This window comes from Rhizobium sp. 18065 (assembly GCF_902706095.1).
Lineage (GTDB): Bacteria > Pseudomonadota > Alphaproteobacteria > Rhizobiales > Rhizobiaceae > Allorhizobium.
Window position 1 is genome coordinate 37,490 of record NZ_CACSJP010000007.1, and the last position, 16,796, is coordinate 54,285.

The window sequence follows — 16,796 nt, forward strand, 5'->3', positions numbered from 1 at the left end:
GGACCAAAACCGGCTGGACCCGCTCAGGGCTCCAGCCGGAACTCCAGCATCACCGTGCGTTGCAGGATGGAATGGTTGTCGTCGGAGACGGCGATCAGACGGATGGAACCATCCGCTGCCGGGACGGCATCGATCCCTTCCATATTGTCGATCTCGGAGCCGTAGTCGGCTTCGAAGATGACCGGACCATCGACGATCGCGCCAGGCCGGATCGAAGCGCCATCGATGCGGCGCAGCCGCATGGCAACCCCGGATGCAATCGAGAAACGGCGTTCCAGCAGGACAAGCTCGCCGGATGGCAGGAAGACACCATCGGTGATCTCGAAGCCGTCATGCGGGCGGACGCGAAATTCCCCGGCCAGCGGTCCATCAAGGATGCCGGCAAAATTGTTGCCGTCTTCATCGACACTCTTTTCCGAGATCGCAACGACCGCACCGGCGAGCGGGCCATCCGCCGGCGAGACAACCAGCGCCTCTATGCCGCCATTGCTGCGCAGGCGTGAAACGGGAAACGGCAGGGGCAACGGCTGCGACGGGCGTGCCGTCGCCAACGAGGCAAGCGGCGCATAGGTGACAACCCTGTGGCGCTGCTCGAAGCCGACGATGGCTTTATCGCCGACAATCGCAAGGCTCTCGGCATCCACCTGATATTTGCTGGTGCTTTCGCGACCATCCCGATCGAGCATGGCGGCAAGTCTGGCATCGGAGATGCCGGACAGAGTGCCATCCGCGCCACGCTCTATCCGGCCCTCGATCCAGTATCCCGTGTCGAACACGCCGACAAAACGTGAATCGTCAAGAAAACGAATGGAGGAGAAGGCGCCGAACAGCGGCTCGTCAGACGAAAGCTCCAGCCCGCCGACAAACTCGATCCCCTCGGCAAGACGCGGCGATCCGCCCAATGTGGCGATGGCACGGGATTCGATGCGGATCGGCAGCGCTTCCCCCGGCTTCAGCGCCGATGGCGTACAGGAGGCCAGAAGCAGCGCGACGGAGAGCGCAACAAGGCCGACGGACGTAGAACGCGCCAGGGTCGGCCTAGGCACGACGGCGGCGTCCGCCACCCGAACCAGAGGCATTGTCCTCGAACAGCGAGGCCAGCTGCTCGGTCATCGCGCCTGCGAGTTCATCTGCATCGACGATGGTCACGGCGCGGCGATAGTAGCGCGTCACGTCGTGGCCGATGCCGATCGCCAGCAGTTCGACCGGCGAGCGCGTCTCGATCTGCTCGATGACCGCACGCAGATGGCGCTCAAGATAATTGCCCGGATTGACCGACAGCGTCGAATCGTCGACCGGCGCGCCGTCCGAGATCATCATCATGATCTTGCGCTGCTCGCGCCGCGCCATCAGCCGGTTATGCGCCCACATCAGCGCCTCGCCGTCGATGTTCTCCTTCAGCAGGCCTTCGCGCATCATCAGGCCGAGATTGCGGCGTGAGCGGCGCCAGGGGGCGTCAGCCGACTTGTAGATGATATGACGCAGGTCGTTGAGGCGGCCGGGTGTCGGCGGCTTGCCGCCGGCAAGCCATTTCTCTCTGGACTGCCCGCCCTTCCACGCCTTGGTGGTGAAGCCGAGGATCTCGACCTTGACGCCGCAGCGCTCCAGCGTCCGCGCCAGGATATCGGCGCAGGTGGCGGCAACCGTGATCGGACGACCGCGCATCGAGCCGGAATTGTCGATCACCAGCGTCACGACCGTATCGCGGAACTTGGTGTCCTTTTCCTTCTTGAAGGAAAGCGGCTGCATCGGGTCGATGACCAGGCGCACAAGACGGGCCGGATCGAGATAGCCCTCTTCGAGATCGAATTCCCAGGAACGGTTCTGCTGCGCCATCAGGCGGCGCTGCAGCCGGTTGGCCAGACGGCCGACGGCGCCCTGCAGATGCGCCAGCTGCTTGTCGAGAAAGGCACGCAGACGATCAAGCTCGGCCTCGTCGCACAGTTCTTCCGCGGTGATTTCCTCGTCGAATTCCTCGGTGAAGATCTTGTAGTCGACCTTCTCGTTGAAATCGTCGAACGGCGTCGACGGCCGGCGCATTTCGCCGGGCGTCTCGCTGTCGTCCTCGCCCTCGTCGGCCATGTCGTCGTCGGAAATCTCCGCGCCGTCCATTTCGCCGTCGTCCATCTGCTCCTGCGAGGCTTCGCTCTCGTCGGCCGGCGCGGATTCGGAACCCGCCTCTTCCTCGGCGCTTTCCTGGTCCTCGTCGCCGCTGCGCGGCTGGTCCTCGTCGGTGCTTTCGTCGTCCTCGCCCTGCTCCTGATCGTCGCCCACATCCTCGGCCATTTCCATGGCCGACAGCATGTGGCGGATCACCCGGGCGAAATTCTGCTGGTCGTTGATCGTGTTCGGCAGGTTGTCGAGATCGGCACCGGCCTTGTCCACGATGAACGAGCGCCAGAGATCGAGCACCTTGCCGGCAGACTCAGGCGGCTTCTGGCCGGTGAGCTTCTCGCGCACCAGCATCGCGACGGCTTCCTGGATCGGCGCGTCTTCCTGGCGGCTGATCGTCGAAAAATTTGCTTTCGCATATTTCTCGGTGTTCATCGACTGGATGTTGGAGGCGACGCCCGGCATACGCAACGCGCCGATCGACTCGACACGCGCCTGCTCGACGGCATCGAAGATCATCCGGGCATCGGCACCCTGCGGCGCCAGCGTCGCATGGATCTTCTGGTCGTGGCAGGCGATCCTGAGCGCCATCGAGTCGCCGAGACCGCGGGTCACGGCGAGTTCGTGGGCAGTCGGGCGCTTCGACAGTTCCGGCAGGCGCACGCGCTCGCCGGCAAGGCCGGGCCGTTCGTTGGCAAAGGCCACCTCGACCTGCGGATCGCCCGCAATCGAGCGGACGCAACCGGTGATCGCACGGCGCAAGGGCTCCGTGTCCACGCCTGCACCCGTCTTGGCCCTGCTATTGTCGCCGCGCCCTGCCATGCTGTCGTTCCCTTACGCGCCAAGCACGATGTTGGCGGCACTTTCCTTCAGCTCGACGCCGAAGGCGCGCTGGTACTGTTCGGCGACAAGCGTCCGCTCCAGCTCATCGCACTTGTTGAGGAAGGTGACGCGGAAGGCAAAGGCCACGTCGCCGAAGATCTCGGCGTTTTCGGCCCAGGTGATCACGGTACGCGGGCTCATCACGGTCGACAGGTCGCCGTTGACGAAGGCGGCGCGGGTCAGGTCGGCAAGGCGAACCATGCGCGAAATCGTATCGCGGCCCTCAGCGGTTGCGCCGAAGCTCTTGACCTTGGCCGCGACGATTCCGACTTCGTTGTCGTGCGGCAGGTAGTTCAGCGTCGTGACGATCGACCAGCGGTCCATCTGCGCCTGGTTGATCTGCTGCGTGCCGTGATAGAGGCCGGTCGTGTCGCCGAGGCCGACGGTGTTGGCAGTCGCGAATATGCGGAAAGCCGGATGCGGACGGATGACGCGGCTCTGGTCGAGCAGCGTCAGGCGGCCGGAACTCTCCAGCACGCGCTGGATGACGAACATCACGTCCGGGCGACCGGCATCGTATTCGTCGAAGACGAGCGCGACATTGTGCTGGTAGGCCCAGGGCAGGATGCCGTCCTTGAATTCGGTGATCTGCTTGCCGTCCTTCAGGACGATGGCGTCCTTGCCGACGAGGTCGATACGGCTGACATGGCTATCGAGGTTGACGCGCACGCAGGGCCAGTTGAGGCGGGCCGCAACCTGCTCGATATGGGTCGACTTGCCGGTGCCGTGGAAGCCCGAGACCATGACGCGGCGATTGTGGGCAAAGCCCGCCAGGATCGCCAGCGTGGTATCGCGGTCGAACAGGTAGTCCGGGTCGAGATCCGGCACGTATGGGTCGCCCTTGCTGTAAGCCGGGACTCGGATATCGCTGTCTATTCCAAAAACCTCGCGCACCGACACGGTCGTGTCGGGGAGATTGGAAATATCAAGATCAATTTTGCTCATCGTTTCTCCATGCCAGGCGCTTCCGACCGGCCGCATATCGTCGCTGCTGCTTCTCGGATTAACAGAAACCCGCCTGCTTTAACAATTGGTAGGCTTGAATAACAGCGCGAAAACGCTCTTCCGAACCCCTGTCTCCGCCATTTGCATCAGGATGGTGTTTTTTTACAAGCTCCTTGTAGCGGGTCTTGATCTCGGTTGCCGTCGAATTGGCCGAAAGACCGAGCGTATCCAGTGCCTTGGTCTCCATGGTCTTGAGCTTGCGCAACTGCGGCTGGAACCGCGCGCCGCCGGTCTTGCCCTGCTGCACGAAGCCGAACGGGTCCTTCATGCGCGCCTGTGACGCAGCCGAACCGGACCGGGCCGTCGAATGCAATGGGCTTGTCTTGGCCGCCTTGTTGACACCCACCGTCCAGGTCGGCCGGTGTCCGGTGATCGCTTCCTTCTGGTAGCGGGCGATCTCGGTGTCCGACAGGCCGGAGAAATAGTTGTAGCCCTTGTTGTAGTCCTTCACATGCTCGAAGCAGAACATGAAGAACTGACCCTCGGCGTGGCGACCCACGGGAGCGCGATGGACACCCGGCTTTTCGCAGCCGTCCCACTGACAGGTTGGATTGGATGGCTCGGGCTCCGCCGCGCGCTTGCGCTTGGTGCGGATCCGATCGAAGTATTTCGAGTCGAGTTTCATGCGGTAATTATGGTGCCTAGACAGTGGCGCGACAAGAATTGACAAATCGGAATGTTGCGCGCTTTGTGGGGCTTTTTCCGCAAGCCAGTCCATACCGCCAGACCACAGGGAACACGACATGTCCGTGCGCAACCGCATCGAGCAAACACTGCGCCAGGAACTGGCCCCCGAGCGGCTGGACGTGATCGATGAAAGCGCCCATCACGCCGGCCATCAGCCGGACATCACCGGCACCGGCGAGACCCATATGCGGGTGCGCATCGTCTCGGCAAAATTCAACGGCCTCAGCCGTCTTGCCCGCCACCGCACTGTCACCGAACTGCTGAAGCCGGAGCTGGATGCCGGGCTGCACGCGCTGGCGATCGAGCCGGCAGCACCGGGCGAACCGACACGCTGGTAAAACCGGCGGCCGTTCAGGCCCCGGTCTTTCCACACCCCAGTCTTGTCAAGCCTCTGTCTTGACCGCTTCGATCGGGCGAATGCGCAGCTTGGTAATGCGGTTCTTTTCCCGCTTCATCACAATGAAGCGCTTGCCGTAGAAGGTGAACGCCTGCCGTTCTTCGGGAATCGATTTTGATTCGTGGATGACCAGACCGGCGATTGTCGTTGCCTCTTCGTCCGGCAGATCCCAGTCGAGTGCGCGATTGAGATCGCGGATCGGCACGGCACCATCTACCACCATCGATCCGTCGGATTCCTGCCGAACCCCCTGGATTTCCAGGTCATGTTCATCCGAAATGTCGCCGACGATCTCTTCGAGAATATCCTCCAGCGTCACAACGCCCTGAACTTCGCCATACTCGTCGACAACGACGGCAAAATGCGTCTTGCGGCGCAGGAAGGCGTTGAGCTGATCCTTGAGATTGGTCGTGTCCGGCACGAACCAGGGCTTCTGGGCAATCTTGACGATATCCAGATCGCGCGGCTCGACATTCGGCTCGGCCAGTGCCCGGATCAGGTCCTTGGCATGGACCACGCCGATGATGTTGTCCGTCGCACCACGCCAGACGGGCATGCGGGTGTAAGGGCTTTCGAGAATGCTGCGGATCGCGACTTCCGGCGTATCATCCGCATTGACCGCGCGCATCGCGGTGCGGTGGATCATGATGTCGGAAACTTCCAGCTCGCCGAGATCAAGAACACCACCGAGGCGGTCGCGGTCGGCCTTCACCACGGCGCCGTCACGATGCAGGAGCGCCACGGCGCCGCGCAGCTCCTCGTGGCCCGACAGCATCGACGCTTCACCGGAGATCGACACGCCGAACAGGCCGAGCAGCTTGCGGACGATCCAGTTGACCACGCTCGACAACGGGCCGACCACGGCGACGAAGGGACGCACCGCTGGCGCGACGAACAGGGCAAAACGCTCCGGCGTCGAAATTGCCCAGCTTTTCGGCAGGACCTCGGAAAAGATGACCAGAAGCACGGTCATCAGCACGGTGGCAATCGCGACACCGGAATCGCCGAACAAACCGAGAAAGAGGCTGGTGGTGAGCGAGGAGGCGAGAATGTTGACCAGGTTGTTGCCGATCAAAAGCGCACCGATCAGCCGGTCACGACGCTCGATCAGGGAATTGACCAGGCCGGCGCGCGCATCTCCGTTGACCTCGAGGCTGTGCATGCGGGCACGCGACGTCGCCGTCAACGCGGTTTCCGAACCCGAAAAAAACGCCGACGCACAGATCAGCAGGAAGATGGCCACGAGCGTCAGCCAATAATCCGACAGGCTGGACAGGATGGTCTCGATCATGACGGGCGCATTTCATCGATAAAGCGCACCACTTCTGACGAAGGCACGTCATCGGCGACAAAGGCTTCACCGAGACCACGCGTCAGGATGAAGGTCAGCTTGCCGCTCTTCACCTTCTTGTCCTGAGCGATCGCATCCATCAAGACGTCCGTTGGCGGCAGGTCGCCGGGGATCTCGTCCATCCGGGTCGGCAGCCCGACGGCGCGCAGATGCGCCTCGACACGGCTTGCGAGATCCGGGCTGACAAGGTTCATCCGCGCCGAAAACTGGTGCGCCAGCACCATGCCGATCGACACGCCTTCGCCATGCACCAGCCGCTTGCTGTCATATTGCGTGGCGGCTTCGAGCGCATGGCCGAAAGTATGGCCGAGATTGAGCAGCGCCCGGCGGCCGTTTTCGCGCTCGTCGGCCACCACGACATCGGCCTTGGCCTGACAGCTGACGGCAATCGCCTCGATCCGGGCCTGACCGCCGGCAAACACATCGCGCCAGTTCGTCTCCAGCCATTCGAAGAAATCAGGTTTGTCGATCAAGCCGTATTTCGCCACTTCCGCGTAGCCGGCGCGGAATTCCCGCTCCGACAGCGTATCGAGCACGTCGGTATCGGCGAGCACCAGATCCGGCTGGTTGAAGATGCCGATCAGGTTCTTGCCCTGCCGGGCGTTGATCCCTGTCTTGCCGCCGACAGATGAATCGACCTGCGACAGAAGCGAGGTCGGGATCTGCACGAAGCGCACGCCGCGACGGACGATGCCGGCGGCAAAGCCGGTGAGATCGCCGATCACCCCGCCGCCCAGCGCAATCACCACATCATTGCGCTCGATGCGCGCCTCAAGCAGCACGTCGCAGACCTGGGTCAGGCTGGCAAAGCTCTTGGTCTTTTCGCCTGGCGGCAGGATCACCGACACCGCCTCGATGCCGTCCGTCTGCAGGCTGTCCATCAGGCCGTCGAGATATTTTGCGCCGACATTCTCATCCGTGACGATGGCCGCACGTTTGCCCTTGATGCGGCTGGAAATCTCGCCGCCGGCACGCGCAAGCAGACCGGGCCCGATCAGGATATCATAGGCGCGCTCGCCGAGCGGCACATGCACCAGACGTTCCGAATTCTCGACCTTGCTCATACCGTCTCACCTTTACCGCTCTGCTCGATGCCAGTCTTGTCGATGCCAGTCTTGTCGATGATCGCCATCAGGACCTCGTTGGCAATCACTTCCTTGCGCACGTCCCGTGACTGGATTGTCAGATCCGCCAGTTCGTAGATCGGGTAGCGCTTGTCCATCAGATCCTTGAGGGTCTGCTTGGGGTTCTCCGTCTTCAGCAACGGCCGATGGTCACGCTTGTTGACCCTTTCCCACAGAACATCGAGATCGGCCTTCAGCCACAGCGAGATACCGCCCCGCTCGATCTGCTTGCGTGTCCTGTCGTTGATGAAGGCGCCGCCGCCGGTGGACACCACGCGCGGACCCGAGCGCAGCAGGCGCTTGATCACCCGCGTTTCCAGCGCCCGGAATTCTTCCTCGCCATAAGCGACGAACAATTCGCTGATCGACATGCGCGACACACGTTCGATCTCGACATCGGTATCGACGAAAGGCAGGCCGAGCTGGTTGGCCACCATCCGGCCTACCGCCGACTTGCCGGCGCCCATCAGGCCGACGAAAACCAGGTTGCGTCTTCCGAGCGCTGCCCTGGCGCGCGCGCCCAGACTGGAGGCAAGATTGAGGATCGTATCGGTCATCGGCCCGTTCGCAACTGTTTCATCACGGTATTGACAAATGCGGGGCAAGCGTCAAGCCGTTGACGCAAATCGACACAAGGATCACAGCCCCCTTGCAAGTCGCAATGCCTATTCCCTATGTTCAGCGCTTCGAAGGCCAAGGACCGTACATGCCGACATTGTTTCGCTTTCTCTTCATCTGCGCAACGATCGCCGGCATCATCTATGCCATCATGTGGTCGCTCACGGTTTTCGTCGAACCTCGGCAGCGGGATGTCACGATCAAGATCCCCTCGGAACGCGTGAACCCGGTCGAACAGCAACGCTAGACAATAGCAAGGACACCCAATTCTGTGGCGGATCTGAGCCAGGCACGGGTCGAGGCCTTCCTCGAAATGATGAGCGCCGAACGCGGCGCCGCCGCCAATACGCTCTCCTCCTACGAGCGCGACCTCGACGACCTGCATTCTTTTCTGACGACCCGCAAGACGACGCTGGGCAACGCTGACCGCACTGACCTGACCGCCTATCTGTCGGATCTGGCAAAGCGCGGCTTTCAGGCGACATCGCAGGCCCGCAGGCTTTCGGCGATGCGCCAGTTCTACAAATTTCTCTATGCCGAAGGCCTGAGGGGCGACGATCCGACTGCGATCCTCGATGCGCCGAAAAAGGCCCGCTCGCTGCCAAAGACGCTGAGCGTCGAGGATGTCGGCAACATGCTGGCGCTGGCCGAACAGGAAGCCGCCCTGCCCGGTCCGGACCAGCCTGCAAGGCTCAGACTGCTGGTCCTGCTGGAACTGCTCTATGCGACCGGCATGCGCGTCAGCGAACTGGTTTCGCTGCCGGTCAAGGTGCTTGCCCAGGAGGGGCGTTTTCTCGTCATCAGGGGCAAGGGCAACAAGGAACGGCTGGTTCCCCTGTCGCGCACGGCGATCGAGGCGCTGGCCCGCTACGGCGAAACGCGGGCAGCGACACCCGGCCATGCCGACAGCCCCTTCCTCTTTCCATCCGCCAGCAAGGAAGGCCATCTGCCGCGCCAGGTCTTTGCCCGCGACCTGAAGGATCTTGCCATCCGCAGCGGCCTGCCGGCCGCGAGCGTGTCGCCGCATGTTCTGCGCCATGCCTTTGCCAGCCACCTTCTCGGCAATGGTGCGGACCTTCGCGCCGTGCAGGAATTGCTCGGCCATAGCGACATTTCAACGACACAAATCTATACACATGTGCTGGACGAGAGACTGCAGCAATTGGTCCAAACGCATCACCCCCTTGCAAAACAGGCGAAAAACCACGATTAGGACCGGCAATACCGGTTCCCGGCAGCCGCAAGGCCAGGGACAAAACGATCGGAACTGACTCCATGCATAATTATCTCGACTTCGAAAAGCCAATTTCAGACCTCGAAGCCAAGATCCGCGAACTGAAGAAGATCGCGGAAGAGGACGAGAGCATCGACACCTCAGAAGAGATCAGCCGGCTCGAAGGCCGCGTCGAAGAGGCGATGGCCGACATCTATTCGAAGCTGAATGCCTGGCAGAAGACGCAGGTTGCGCGCCATCCGCAGCGCCCGCATTTCGTCGATTATGCCAGCCATCTGTTCACCGACTTCACGCCGCTGGCCGGCGACCGCAAATTCGCCGAGGACGCCGCCATCCAGGCCGGCCTCGCCCGCTTCCGCGGCCAGCCGATTGCCGTGATCGGCCAGGAAAAGGGCAACGACACCAAGTCCCGCCTGAAGCACAATTTCGGCAGCCCGCGCCCTGAAGGCTATCGCAAGGCGATCCGCGTCATGGAAATGGCCGATCGCTTCGGTCTGCCGCTGATCACTCTGATCGACACGGCAGGCGCCTATCCGGGCGTCGGCGCGGAAGAACGCGGCCAGGCGGAAGCCATCGCCCGCTCGACCGAGATGTGCCTCGGCCTCAAGGTTCCCATGGTGTCCGTCGTCATCGGCGAAGGCGGCTCCGGCGGCGCCATCGCGATTGCCACCGGCAACCGGGTCTATATGCTCGAGCATGCGATCTATTCAGTCATCTCGCCGGAAGGGGCAGCCTCGATCCTCTGGCGCGATTCCACCCGCGCCAAGGAAGCGGCGACAAACATGAAGATCACTGCCGAGGACCTGAAGGGCTTCGGCATCATCGACGGCATCATCCAGGAACCGGTCGGCGGCGCCCACCGTGACCCGGAAGCCGTGATCAAGTCGACCGGCGACGTCATCGCGTCTGCGCTGGCCGACCTGACGCCGTTGTCGGGCGAAAAGTTGCGCAACGATCGCCGGCAGAAATTCCTCGATATCGGCCGCAATCTCTAGGATGACGGCCGGTCCGGCCATCACTCTGCCGCTTTGCAACAGTATCGCAGCAAAATCACCCCGGAATGAATTGCTCCGTGGTTTATAATTTGTGAAGAAAGCAGTCATAAACTAAAAGGGGCCTGACCTGCCAAGGCCGCTTGATCTGTTCTTGAAAAGAGCTTTTGCGAATGCGCTGGAAATCGACAGCCCTTGTACTGATCTTCGCCGCGGCACTTGCCGGCTGCAATGACACGCTGGAAAGCGCCACCTACGACTCTCCCAAGGTCTCCAACAAGATCCAGCAGCCGCTTCCGGCGCGCCTAGTCGCGGAGATCCAGAAGAAGGGCATGAGCCGAAACGCGCCGATCATGCTGCGCATCTTCAAGGAAGAAGGTGTGCTGGAAGTCTGGAAGGCCAAGACCAACAATCGCTTCGACAAGGTCGTCGAATACGACATCTGCGCCTGGTCGGGCCGTCTTGGTCCCAAGGTCAAGGAAGGCGACCGGCAGGCGCCGGAAGGCTTCTATCCGCTGACGCCTTACCACCTCAATCCGAATTCGAAATATTTCCTCGCGATCAATACCGGCTTCCCCAATCGCTTCGACCAGGCGAATGGCCGCAATGGTTCCAACCTGATGATCCACGGCGCCTGCTCGTCGTCTGGCTGTTATTCGATGACCGACGCGCAGATCCTCGAGATCTATGCCTTTGCCCGCGACGCCTTCAAGGGCGGCCAGCAGAGCATTCAGCTGCAGGCATTTCCGTTCCGCATGACGGCCGAAAACATGGCCCGTCATCGCCACAGCCAGCACTATGATTTCTGGAAGACGCTGAAGGTCGGCTACGACAATTTCGAAGTCACCAAGCGCCCGCCCGACGTCAATGTCTGCGAGAAGAAGTATGTCTTCAATCAGTTGACGGCCGATGGCAAGGGCTTCAACGCCCAGGCGGCGTGCCCGCCGATGTCGACTCCGCCGGCGCTTGAGATGGCACTGGCAAGCTACAACAAGGAATACGATCGCAATTACGCCAAGGCGCTGAACAAGTTCGACGGCAAGATCTGGTACGATCCAAGCGAAGCCGAACGCAAGGCGCTGGTCGCGGATCTGCGCAAGTCGCGCTCGCATGACCTGGCTTTTGCACCGACCGGTTCGGCTCTCGCAGCCGGAAAGCTGCTCGATATCGACGACGCCAATCCGACCGCGGTCGCAAGTGCTACCTCGGCCCCGGCTGCAATCAACCAGCTGACCGCCAAGCCGCCGGCTGCCGGAGCAACCACGACTGCGGTGGCAACAGTCGCGGGCACGGTACAGACCGCAGCGCCGGTCGCAATCGCCCCGTCCGCGCCAACCGCGGCCCCTGCAGGCATCGCCTCCGCCTCGGCTGCTCCCATTGCACCCGTGACACCGGCTGCCCCGTCGGCCGCACCTGCACAGACCACGGCAACGGCGCAGGCAGGCCAGTCCGTCGTGCCGGTCCCGCAGCCCAATCCGCAGATGGCGGAAACGACCGTCGCGGAAGCACCGGTGAAAAAGAAGCCGTTCTGGAAACTCTGGTAGTCGGCATGACCGAACCCGTCGTCTATGACCTCAAGGGGCTGAAATGCCCCTTGCCGGTCCTCAAGACACGCCGACGGCTTGCCGACATGCAGCCGGGCGCACTGCTGGTGATCGAGACCACCGACCCGCTGGCCGTCATCGACATCGCCCATTTTTGCCGCGAAGACGGGCACGCATTGCTTGAAACGCAGCCGCTCGACAGCGGCCACCGGTTCCAGATCCGCAAGGGCGGCAACGGCCGCGCCTAACGTTCCTGGCTAGAGCAATTCCAGCAAAAGTGGGAACCGATTTTGCGTCCGGAATTGCGTAAAAACAAAGAGATAGAGCATTGAAGGCGACTCCGTTTTCGCCGGCAATGCTCTAGATACGGTAACCCGGGATCGCCAGCGGATTGTCGACCATCGCCGTACGATCCGGCCGGTCGATGCCGATCCGGCCGGTGAAGGCGCCGAACAGATCCCGCACATAGTCCTCCGACAGATCCCTGGTGATCAGCACCAGCCGCGTCTTGCGGTCGGACCCCTCGGGCCAGGCCGGCAGACGCACCGGCATATGGAAGATCGACTGCACACCATGCAGGACGAGCGGCCGGTCCGGCTGGTCGGTCAGGGCGACGATCGCCTTCATCCGCAGCAGCTTTTCGCCATGGGTCGACCGCAGCAGGTCGATGAACATGTTGAGCGCCATCGGATCGATCGGCTGGTCATGGATGATCGAGTAGGAGCGAATCGATGTGCCATGCCGGTTCACGTCATGATGGTGGTCATGGTCGTGATGGTGAGCGTGATCATGGTGGTCGTGGTGATGCTCCTCGCCGTGACCATCAGCATGGCCGTGAGCATGATGCTCATGCGCCACTTCGTCCTTCAGCCAGCGATCGACATCGGCGATCTTGGTCGCCGGATCATAGAGCCCGTTGACCAGCACGGCGGCGCTGCCGGCCTCGTCGGCATCGCCATTGGTGATTGGCGCACGCGGATTGAGCGCTCTGAGCCGCGCGATCAGCGCCTTCGTATCGCCGGCTTCCGGCAGCGTGGTCTTGGTCAGGATCAGCCGGTCGGCAACAGCGATCTGCTTGTAGGCTTCGGTAAATCCATCGATGGTCGACAATCCGTTGACCGCATCGACGACGGTAATCACCCCGTCCAGATCGAAATGCTGCGCGATTGCCGGATGGCCCATCACCGACTGCATCACCGGCGCCGGATCGGCAAGGCCGGTGGTCTCGATGACGATGCGCGACAGCGGCTTGATCTTGCCGGTCTGCATGCCGTCGACCAGCTCGGCCAGCGTATCGACCAGCTCGCCGCGCACCGTGCAGCACAGGCAGCCATCGGACAGTTCAACGACGGTATCGCTGGAGGATTCGACCAGCAGATGGTCGATGCCGACTTCGCCGAATTCATTGATGATGACGGCGGCATCCTTCATCGCCGGATCCTTGAGAATCCTGTTCAGCAGCGTCGATTTCCCGGCGCCGAGAAATCCGGTCAGGATCGATACGGGGATACGTCCGATGCTCATGTTTTCACTTTCATTCAGAGGATCCGGCCGAATGCGGCAGCGGATCAGAAGGTCGGGCGCGGCCGCGGGATCGGCACGTTGGCGATCTCGCTCACCTGCGCCCCGCCCTTTGCCTCGCCCTTGGCCTTATCCGCCGGTTCTCCGCCGGAGATGAGGCCGGCATAGCTGAAGCTCGGTTGATGATCCATCTCGTGGATATAGGGCGACAGGAGCTTCATCCGCCCCACTTCGTCGCGCCCTTCGCTACGAACCTGGCGTGCCTTGGGGTTGCAGATCTCGCTGCTGATATCCACCACCTGATCGAGCCCCTCGCCATAGGGCTGAAGGCTCTCCAGGCGCCCGCCGCCGGCCGTCGCCGTTGTCAGCCCCTTCTGCAAAAGGTCTGCCGACTGGTCGGCGCGCGCGCCAAGGCTGTCGGCGCCGAGCACGACCGAAATGACCGTGCGGCCATTGCGGGTGGCCGACGAGACCTGGTTGAAACCGGAGGCGCAGATATAACCGGTCTTCATGCCGTCGGCACCGTCGAACCGGCCGACGAGGAGATTATAGGCGGCGTAGTTCTTCTTGCCGGTCGTCACCCCTTCCAGCGAGAAATAGCTGGCATATTCGGGAAAATCGCGGCGGATCGCAGCGGCCAGCAGGGCCAGATCGCGCGCCGTCGTATACTGACCCTTGCCCGGCAGACCGTTCGGATTGACGAAGCGCGACGAGGTCATGCCGAGCGCCTTGGCATCGGCATTCATCCGCGCGACGAAACGTTCCTCGCTGCCGCTCACCGTTTCGGCGATCGCAACCGCGATGTCATTGGCCGACTTGACGATCAGGAGCTTGAACGCGCTATCGAGCGTCAGTCTCGAGCCAGGCTTGAAATAGGTCTTGCTGGCCGGTTCGGCGGCCGCGTGCGTGCTCATCGTCACGATGCTCTGCAGCGACAGTTCGCCGGCCCGGATCGCCTTGAACGCGGTATAAGCCGTCATCAGCTTGGTCAGCGACGCCGGGTACCATTTGCGGAATGCTTCCTGATGCTCGATCACGCGGCCGCTTTTGACATCGACGACGATCATCGGATTGGCCATGGCGAAATTCGGCACGGCAATCGCCGTCAGACAGGCAACGACGGCAACCCGGCGCAGCGCTCCTGCTGAGGACAATATGCTTGGAAACTTCGTGGACACGACTTCAATCCTCTCACATTGGGGATATCTCGCATTCGGCATCTGAATGCCGTAGCAATGCAAGCAATGGCAAAGCCTATTGAATACGTCAATCAGGAGGCGCACATTCCGCGCCGACAATCACGTGATCCGCAATGCACCGACCAGGACAGCCACATGCCAATTCTGAACCGCGCCGCCGAACTCCAGTCGGAGGTCACCGAATGGCGCCGCCATCTGCACGCCCACCCCGAAATCCTCTATGACGTTGAAAACACGGCCAGCTTCGTCGAACAGAAGCTGAAGGAATTCGGTGTCGACGAGGTGGTGACAGGCATCGGCCGCACCGGCGTCGTCGGCGTCATCAGGGGACGCGGCCAGGGCGATCGCGCCATCGGCCTGCGTGCCGACATGGATGCCCTGCCGCTCACCGAGATCACCGGCAAGCCCTGGGCATCGACGACCGAGGGCCGGATGCATGCCTGCGGCCATGACGGCCATACCGCCATGCTGCTGGGCGCGGCGAAATACCTGGCCGAAACCCGCACCTTCCATGGCAATGTCGTGGTCATCTTCCAGCCCGCCGAAGAAGGCGGACGCGGCGCGCTGGCCATGGTCGAAGACGGTCTGATGGAGCGCTTCGGCATCGAGGAAGTCTACGGCATGCACAACATGCCCGGCATGGCGGCCGGCAGCTTTGCCATTCGCAAGGGCGGCATCATGGCCGCGCCCGACAAGTTCGCCATCAAGATCACCGGCCGCGGCGGCCATGCGGCCGAGCCGCACAACACCATCGATACCATCGTCACCGGCGCGCAGATCGTCGGCGCGCTGCAGACGATCGCTGCCCGCAACGCCAATCCGCTGCGCTCGGTGGTGGTGTCAGTCACCCAATTCCACGCCGGCACGACCCACAACATCATCCCGGAAGAGGCCTTTCTGACCGGCACTGTGCGTTCGCTGGACGAAGACGTGCGCGACCTTGCCGAAAAGCGCATCGCCGAACTGGCACACGGGATCGCCGCCGCAAACGGCGCCAAGGCAGAATTCGAATACGAACGCGCCTGCCCGGTAACGGTCAATCACCCGGCCGAGACCAACCATGCCGCCCAGGCGGCCATCGACATCGTCGGCGCCCAGAATGTCGATACCGATGTCGATGCCTCCATGGCAGGCGAGGATTTCGCCTTCATGCTGCAGACCCGGCCCGGCGCCTATATCATGATCGGCAACGGCAAATCGGCAGGGCTCCACAATCCGGCCTATGACTTCAACGACGAGGTCATCGGCCACGGCATTTCCTACTGGGTGCGTCTGGCCGAGCGACGCCTGACCGAATAGATGTCTCTCTGATCGACGCAAGCATGGCCGGACAAGCAAAATCACTTGGCTTGCCGGCTTTGCTTTTGTATGGAGAAGGAAGTGGTCCCGTAGCTCAGCAGGATAGAGCATCAGATTCCTAATCTGAGGGTCACGCGTTCGAATCGCGTCGGGATCACCATTTGACCAATTTTCGCGGGTAAACGTTGAAGGGTTGTATTCGGACTGGAAACAGTCATGATGACAACTTACACGACGCCGACGTTTTATGTTCTCAATGCGTCAGCCTTTAACGGGAGGAGGCCAATCATGGCATCTGTATCCCTCGGCTCTTCGGCTCATGACAAAGCCGACATCGTCGAACGTGCGGTAAGACGGATCAGTCGCCAGGAAAATTTGATCCTCGATACAAAACAGGCCGACAACGCCACCGCTTTGCTGATCTATCTGGTCGAAAGCGGAGTTCAGGACGAAGACGAACTGGTCGAATTCGCCTCTCTAGCCAAAGGAAAGCGGTACGATCCCGCTGATGGCAGCTTCACCTGAAGCGACGTCGCACTCGAAGGAGTGCGCCGTTTTCGGGTACCTACCCGATCACCTCTCGTTCCCAATCATCTGTCATCCCCGGTCATCCTTGCCATAGATTTCGCCGGTCAATGCATCACGGCGATAGCGCGCGCTCGTGTAGAGGCGCATCTGCATCATGCCATAGGCAATCACCGCACCAACCAGGACGGGGCCAAGCATCAGCACCAGAAACCAAAGAAAATTGGACATCCGCTCTCCTCCCAAGCGAATACATCAGATATTTCTTACTTACCAAATTTCAATCGAAAAGTCTCGAAAAACCGC

The 16,796-nt window shown here is 61.7% G+C and carries 18 protein-coding genes and 1 tRNA gene; 9 read left to right on the forward strand and 10 right to left on the reverse strand.

Annotated elements, in window-relative coordinates:
- Nucleotides 1–23 precede the first annotated feature (23 nt).
- The 4 genes from GVK95_RS16845 to GVK95_RS16860 are packed head-to-tail and all read right to left on the reverse strand — an operon-like array spanning nucleotide 24 to nucleotide 4,624.
- A complete protein-coding gene (locus GVK95_RS16845) occupies nucleotides 24–1,046 on the reverse strand; it encodes an esterase-like activity of phytase family protein (protein ID WP_244618796.1) in 1,023 nt (340 codons plus the stop codon).
- Complete coding sequence (cobT, locus tag GVK95_RS16850) at nucleotides 1,039–2,934, reverse strand: cobaltochelatase subunit CobT (protein ID WP_159951675.1); 1,896 nt, start codon at nucleotides 2,932–2,934, stop codon at nucleotides 1,039–1,041. The genes GVK95_RS16845 and cobT overlap by 8 nt, the downstream gene beginning before the upstream one ends.
- Nucleotides 2,935–2,946: 12 nt before the next feature.
- The gene (gene cobS / locus GVK95_RS16855; RefSeq protein WP_159951677.1) at nucleotides 2,947–3,939 is read right to left on the reverse strand and encodes a cobaltochelatase subunit CobS; all 993 of its coding nucleotides are present in this window, start codon (nucleotides 3,937–3,939) and stop codon (nucleotides 2,947–2,949) included.
- 58 nt (nucleotides 3,940–3,997) lie between these two features.
- Complete coding sequence (locus tag GVK95_RS16860; protein WP_159951679.1) at nucleotides 3,998–4,624, reverse strand: J domain-containing protein; 627 nt, start codon at nucleotides 4,622–4,624, stop codon at nucleotides 3,998–4,000.
- Between the two features lie 118 nt (nucleotides 4,625–4,742).
- Here GVK95_RS16860 and GVK95_RS16865 point away from each other — a divergent pair, with 118 nt between their 5' ends.
- Nucleotides 4,743–5,024 carry a BolA family protein gene (locus GVK95_RS16865; RefSeq protein WP_159951681.1) on the forward strand — a complete coding sequence of 94 codons (282 nt, stop codon included), beginning with the start codon at nucleotides 4,743–4,745 and terminating at the stop codon, nucleotides 5,022–5,024.
- Between the two features lie 45 nt (nucleotides 5,025–5,069).
- On the opposite strand, the gene GVK95_RS16870 is transcribed toward GVK95_RS16865, so the two are convergent.
- The 3 genes from GVK95_RS16870 to GVK95_RS16880 are packed head-to-tail and all read right to left on the reverse strand — an operon-like array spanning nucleotide 5,070 to nucleotide 8,115.
- Complete coding sequence (locus tag GVK95_RS16870) at nucleotides 5,070–6,374, reverse strand: HlyC/CorC family transporter (RefSeq protein ID WP_159951693.1); 1,305 nt, start codon at nucleotides 6,372–6,374, stop codon at nucleotides 5,070–5,072.
- A complete protein-coding gene (aroB, locus tag GVK95_RS16875; RefSeq protein WP_159951695.1) occupies nucleotides 6,371–7,498 on the reverse strand; it encodes a 3-dehydroquinate synthase in 1,128 nt (375 codons plus the stop codon). Before aroB ends, GVK95_RS16870 begins: the two co-directional genes overlap by 4 nt.
- Nucleotides 7,495–8,115, reverse strand: coding sequence for a shikimate kinase (locus tag GVK95_RS16880; protein WP_159951697.1), 621 nt, complete (start codon nucleotides 8,113–8,115; stop codon nucleotides 7,495–7,497). The genes aroB and GVK95_RS16880 overlap by 4 nt, the downstream gene beginning before the upstream one ends.
- Nucleotides 8,116–8,264: 149 nt before the next feature.
- Here GVK95_RS16880 and GVK95_RS25055 point away from each other — a divergent pair, with 149 nt between their 5' ends.
- The 5 genes from GVK95_RS25055 (at nucleotide 8,265) to GVK95_RS16900 (ending at nucleotide 12,194) form a co-directional block, all read left to right on the forward strand.
- The gene (locus tag GVK95_RS25055; protein ID WP_200844311.1) at nucleotides 8,265–8,423 is read left to right on the forward strand and encodes a hypothetical protein; all 159 of its coding nucleotides are present in this window, start codon (nucleotides 8,265–8,267) and stop codon (nucleotides 8,421–8,423) included.
- A gap of 24 nt (nucleotides 8,424–8,447) precedes the next feature.
- Nucleotides 8,448–9,389 (forward strand): site-specific tyrosine recombinase XerD, encoded by a 942-nt coding sequence (xerD, locus tag GVK95_RS16885; protein WP_159951699.1) that lies wholly within the window; start codon nucleotides 8,448–8,450, stop codon nucleotides 9,387–9,389.
- 62 nt (nucleotides 9,390–9,451) lie between these two features.
- A complete protein-coding gene (locus GVK95_RS16890) occupies nucleotides 9,452–10,405 on the forward strand; it encodes an acetyl-CoA carboxylase carboxyltransferase subunit alpha (RefSeq protein ID WP_159951701.1) in 954 nt (317 codons plus the stop codon).
- Between the two features lie 170 nt (nucleotides 10,406–10,575).
- Nucleotides 10,576–11,946 carry a murein L,D-transpeptidase family protein gene (locus GVK95_RS16895; protein WP_159951703.1) on the forward strand — a complete coding sequence of 457 codons (1,371 nt, stop codon included), beginning with the start codon at nucleotides 10,576–10,578 and terminating at the stop codon, nucleotides 11,944–11,946.
- Nucleotides 11,947–11,951: 5 nt separating this feature from the next.
- Nucleotides 11,952–12,194, forward strand: coding sequence for a sulfurtransferase TusA family protein (locus tag GVK95_RS16900; protein ID WP_007601336.1), 243 nt, complete (start codon nucleotides 11,952–11,954; stop codon nucleotides 12,192–12,194).
- A gap of 112 nt (nucleotides 12,195–12,306) precedes the next feature.
- Here the strand turns inward: GVK95_RS16900 and GVK95_RS16905 are convergent, their stop codons facing one another.
- A complete protein-coding gene (locus tag GVK95_RS16905) occupies nucleotides 12,307–13,470 on the reverse strand; it encodes a GTP-binding protein (protein WP_159951705.1) in 1,164 nt (387 codons plus the stop codon).
- Nucleotides 13,471–13,514: 44 nt separating this feature from the next.
- Nucleotides 13,515–14,645, reverse strand: coding sequence for a D-alanyl-D-alanine carboxypeptidase family protein (locus GVK95_RS16910; RefSeq protein ID WP_159951707.1), 1,131 nt, complete (start codon nucleotides 14,643–14,645; stop codon nucleotides 13,515–13,517).
- Between the two features lie 156 nt (nucleotides 14,646–14,801).
- On the opposite strand from GVK95_RS16910, the gene GVK95_RS16915 reads away from it, so the two are divergent.
- The 3 genes from GVK95_RS16915 to GVK95_RS16925 all read left to right on the forward strand — a co-directional run bounded on the left by GVK95_RS16915 (nucleotide 14,802) and on the right by GVK95_RS16925 (nucleotide 16,490).
- Nucleotides 14,802–15,965, forward strand: coding sequence for a M20 aminoacylase family protein (locus tag GVK95_RS16915; RefSeq protein ID WP_159951709.1), 1,164 nt, complete (start codon nucleotides 14,802–14,804; stop codon nucleotides 15,963–15,965).
- Between the two features lie 83 nt (nucleotides 15,966–16,048).
- Nucleotides 16,049–16,125 (forward strand) — tRNA-Arg (locus GVK95_RS16920).
- Between the two features lie 56 nt (nucleotides 16,126–16,181).
- Nucleotides 16,182–16,490 (forward strand): hypothetical protein, encoded by a 309-nt coding sequence (locus GVK95_RS16925; RefSeq protein ID WP_244618797.1) that lies wholly within the window; start codon nucleotides 16,182–16,184, stop codon nucleotides 16,488–16,490.
- Nucleotides 16,491–16,562: 72 nt separating this feature from the next.
- Here the strand turns inward: GVK95_RS16925 and GVK95_RS16930 are convergent, their stop codons facing one another.
- A complete protein-coding gene (locus tag GVK95_RS16930; protein WP_159951711.1) occupies nucleotides 16,563–16,721 on the reverse strand; it encodes a hypothetical protein in 159 nt (52 codons plus the stop codon).
- Between the last annotated feature and the right edge of the window lie 75 nt (nucleotides 16,722–16,796).